Genomic DNA, 3,696 nt, shown 5'->3' on the forward strand with positions numbered 1-3,696 from the left:
CCCGGACCGGTCCGGGCGCAGCGTGCGCGAGGTCTTCGAGGGCGCGTTCCCCGGAACCGAGCCGGTTTCGCTGAACGCGCTCGGCCTGCTGCCCCGTTCCGCGATCGGCAGGCCACCCGGTGAGCTCTCCGTGGGGCAGCGGCGGCGCCTCGATCTGGCGCTGGTGCTCGCCGCCCGGCCGCACGTGCTGCTGCTGGACGAACCGACCAACCACCTCTCGATGTCCCTTGTGGACGAGCTCACCGAGGCGCTGGCCGCGACTCCGGCCGCGGTGGTGCTCGCCAGTCACGACCGGCAGTTGCTGCGCGATACCGCGTCCTGGCCACGGTTGGAACTCTCGGCGGCGCCCGGTTCGGTGCGGTAGTGGTAGCGACAGAGCTCGGCGAACCCCAGGCGTTCGTAGAGCCGGACCGCCGCCTGATTGCCGGACTCGACCTGGAGGTACATCCGGGGTGCGGCGTGCGTGCCCGCCCAGTCGGCGAGGGAGCACAGCACCGCGCGCGCCGCACCCCTGCCGCGCGCCTTCGGGAGGGTAGCCATGCCGAACACGCCCGCCCAGCCCGCTTCGGCGACGGCCCTGCCGACCGCGATGACCTCGGACCCGTCCAGCACACTCGCGTACGCGCTCGGCTGCCGCACCCGTTCGAGCATGTCCCGTTCGGTGCCGGGATCCCCGCCGTGCCCGTGCACGGTGCGCCAGGCCGCGAACCAGGCGGCGCTCGGATCCTCCCGCACCTGGGCAGGCGGACCCTCCGGGGCACGCAGGGCCCGCACCTCCTCGGTCACGGCCGCGCGCAACGAGACGGCCCCGCTCGCCCGGTACCCGCGCGCGGCGAGGACCGCGTCCAGCTCGGCGGCGCACGCGCCCGGGCTGATCTGAAACCTCGCGGGCGTACCGGCTTCCGCGTAGAACCGTTCGGCGGCCGCGATCCGGGCGGCGAGCTCGGCCGCATCGGTTTCGCCGTGCGGCAGCACCGTTGCCGTCCACCACGAGGGGCCCGCGGAGCGGCGCAGCCACCATTGGCCGAGATGCTCGACGTGCTCGGCCGGGTTCGCCTTCGCGACCCGCTCCTGCAAGCCCCGCAGCGTTTCCGGATCGGGCGCGGCGGGCGAAGCCGTCATCCGTGTTCCCTCCGCTCGGCCGATCCGGGCCAGCCCCGCCAGTGCGCGGATCCCGGTGCCAGTTCCGTGCCAGCGCGCTGTGCGCCCGCTGCCAGTGCGATACCCCAGCATCGAACCGTGCAACCGATCACGCGGTCCGTCAAGCCTCGTTCGTGGCGATCCGGTTTTCCGCGGCCCCCTTGGATACGGGGTCCTCCAGTGCGCGCCGGGTGAGCACCCGGGGTCCGTCCTCGGTGATGGCGACCGTGTGCTCGGAGTGGGCGGTGCGCGAACCATCGGCCGAGCGGATGGTCCAGCCGTCCTCGTCGAAGATGATCCGGTCGGTGGTGCGGGCGAACCAGGGCTCGAGCGCCAGGGTCAGGCCCGGCCGGAGCTTGAGGCCGCGCCCCGCCCTGCCCTTGTTGGGCACGTGCAGATCCTCGTGCATGGTGCGGCCGATGGCGTGCCCGCCGAACTCGGTGTTGACCGGATAACCGTAGTCATCGGCCACCTCCCAGATCGCCGCCGAGATGTCGCCGAGCCGGTTCCCCGGACGCGCCTTCTCGATCGCGGCCTCCAGGGCTTCCTCGGTGGCCCGGATGATCCGCAGATCCTCCTCGGCCGCGGTACCGACGATGACCGTGCGCGCCGAATCGGCAGCCCAGCCGTCGATGGTGACCGCGAGGTCCGCGGTGAGCACATCCCCGTCGCGCAGCGTGTAGTCGTGCGGCAGGCCGTGCAGCACGGCGTCGTTGACCGAGAGGCAGATGACGTTGCGGAACGGGCCCATGCCGAACGAAGGGGCGTAGTCCCAGTAGCAGGACACCGCCCCGCGCCGTTCGATCATGCCGCGCGCGTGGTGTTCCAGGTCCATGAGGTTGACGCCCACCTCGGCGATCCGGCCGATCTCGGAAAGGATCTCGGCGACGAACCGCCCGGTCACGTGCATGCGGTCGATCTCCGCAGGCGTCTTCAGTTCAATCACGGATACCTCGCGTCACAGGATTGGCCCGGCCACCGGGGCGATACCCACAAGGGCCGGTATAGTTATACCAAGAGCCTAACACTTGCCGGTATAGTAATACCAACACTATCCTGGAACCATGGTCCGCCAGCCGCTCACCCCCGAACAGATCGAAGCAGGCAGGCGCCTCGGCGCACTGCTGCGCCAGGCGCGGGCGGAGCGCGAACTCGGCGAGGTCGCACACGCGGCGGGCATCTCCCCGGAAACCCTGCGCAAGATCGAGACCGGGCGGCTGCCCTCCCCCGGATTCGGCACGATCATCCGCCTCGGTGAAGCACTCGGCCTGCCGGTACAGGAGCTGGCGGACACCTGGCGGGGCGGCGAACTCCCACTGGAAGCGGTCTCCTGACTCACGGCACCTCGTTCGAACACAGGGGAACACGTGTTCGAAAAATCGTGCTATCCTGGGATCACAGCGAGACCGGGACGGCGCGGAGGGGTGTGGAGCGTGCACGTGGAGACCGCAGTGGATCAGGAGCGGAACGGGCCCGAAGGCGCGGGGCGGAACAGCTGCCGCCTTCCGCCGGGGCCGCGCACACGACCGGGTGCGCCGAGCACGCCACAGCAGGCGAGTGACCGGCTTGCCGAAGCCCTCGCCGCGACCTTGTGCCGGTACACGCTCGACGCGGAGGCCGGTCCCCCGGTAGCCGATCCCGGACGGGAATCCACCGGCCCTGCCCGGAGCCTGGAGATCCGCGCCGGGAAGCAAACGGTCGTGTTCCCCGTTTTGCCGGGAAAGCGGAATTGGAGCTACTTCAGCAAAGGGACGCAACCGGGTGAGCTCGGCGCGCGGCTCGGCAGGCTGAGCTTTCCCGATGGCGCCTTCATCGACGATTCGGCCCCGGTGTCCGTGCTCGCGGCCCGGATCGTGGAGACCTTCGACCGGAAGGGAGCGGATATGGATTGATCCGGCAGCAGCACACGGAGCAGCCACGCGCGTGGCGCACCGGCGTGCGGATCAGCTCCCGCCGCTGCCCCGGTGCGTCTCTTGGCCCTGCTCCTCGTGTCCCTGTTCTTTGTGGCTCTGTTCCTTGTTGAGCTCGTCGAGCTGCTTGCGGAGCTTCTTCTCGGCATCCCGCAGCGAGGAGTCGACCGGTGCGGATCCGCCGGTCCGCTCGTTGCGCAGCACGGCATCGACGTTGGCGTACTGCCCGGAAACGGGGGCCTGGATATCGACCGGCTTTCCCCAGTCGGTGTAGTGCGCGCGCATGCGCACCAGCGCATACTCCGGGGTCACCGTGGACAGCACGATCTTGACCGGGAGCTGGTTCCGGTCGACGTCGAGCTCGGCGGGCAGGATCGACGGCAGTGACTCGCGTTCCGCGCTCTGGTCCATGAGCTTGTCCGGCCCCAAGAGCTTGTCCGGTTTCAGCCGGATCGAGTAGTGCGTGACAGGCCTGCCGTCGACGGTGCCGGGCTCGCTTTTCCGGACGGTGCCCGCGGACTTGATGTTCGCGGCGATCGTCGCCGGGTCGAGGACATCGCCGAGCAGTGTGGTCGTCGGTCTGACCCGTGTCGAGTGCCCGGTCGACGCGCCCATCTTGAGCCACGGCCGCCGATCGGCGGCGGTG

General features: G+C 70.2%; 5 protein-coding genes and 1 pseudogene. 3 read left to right on the top strand and 3 right to left on the bottom strand.

The features are described from left to right. Positions 1 to 364 (top strand): ATP-binding cassette domain-containing protein (locus AD72_RS34035; protein WP_156365514.1); only part of this gene is annotated, 364 nt, incomplete at its 5' end. Here AD72_RS34035 and AD72_RS34040 read toward each other — a convergent pair. Together AD72_RS34040 and map are read right to left on the bottom strand one after the other, a co-directional pair. Next, the gene (locus AD72_RS34040) at positions 286 to 1,122 is read right to left on the bottom strand and encodes a GNAT family N-acetyltransferase (protein WP_051899321.1); all 837 of its coding nucleotides are present in this window, start codon (positions 1,120 to 1,122) and stop codon (positions 286 to 288) included. The genes AD72_RS34035 and AD72_RS34040 overlap by 79 nt on opposite strands. A gap of 139 nt (positions 1,123 to 1,261) precedes the next feature. Beyond that, positions 1,262 to 2,086: a type I methionyl aminopeptidase gene (map, locus tag AD72_RS34045; RefSeq protein ID WP_031470772.1), complete on the bottom strand. Its 825-nt coding sequence runs from the start codon at positions 2,084 to 2,086 to the stop codon at positions 1,262 to 1,264. A 118-nt stretch (positions 2,087 to 2,204) separates the two neighbouring features. On the opposite strand from map, the gene AD72_RS34050 reads away from it, so the two are divergent. Together AD72_RS34050 and AD72_RS34055 are read left to right on the top strand one after the other, a co-directional pair. Then, a complete protein-coding gene (locus AD72_RS34050) occupies positions 2,205 to 2,474 on the top strand; it encodes a helix-turn-helix transcriptional regulator (RefSeq protein ID WP_031470773.1) in 270 nt (89 codons plus the stop codon). 105 nt (positions 2,475 to 2,579) lie between these two features. Further along, positions 2,580 to 3,032 carry a hypothetical protein gene (locus tag AD72_RS34055; RefSeq protein ID WP_031470774.1) on the top strand — a complete coding sequence of 151 codons (453 nt, stop codon included), beginning with the start codon at positions 2,580 to 2,582 and terminating at the stop codon, positions 3,030 to 3,032. A 51-nt stretch (positions 3,033 to 3,083) separates the two neighbouring features. Here AD72_RS34055 and AD72_RS37390 read toward each other — a convergent pair. Continuing rightward, positions 3,084 to 3,696 (bottom strand): annotated as a pseudogene (locus AD72_RS37390) (hypothetical protein); the annotation flags it as partial.

The sequence above is a fragment of the Sciscionella sediminilitoris genome, assembly GCF_000737195.2.
Taxonomy (GTDB): domain Bacteria; phylum Actinomycetota; class Actinomycetes; order Mycobacteriales; family Pseudonocardiaceae; genus Sciscionella; species Sciscionella sediminilitoris.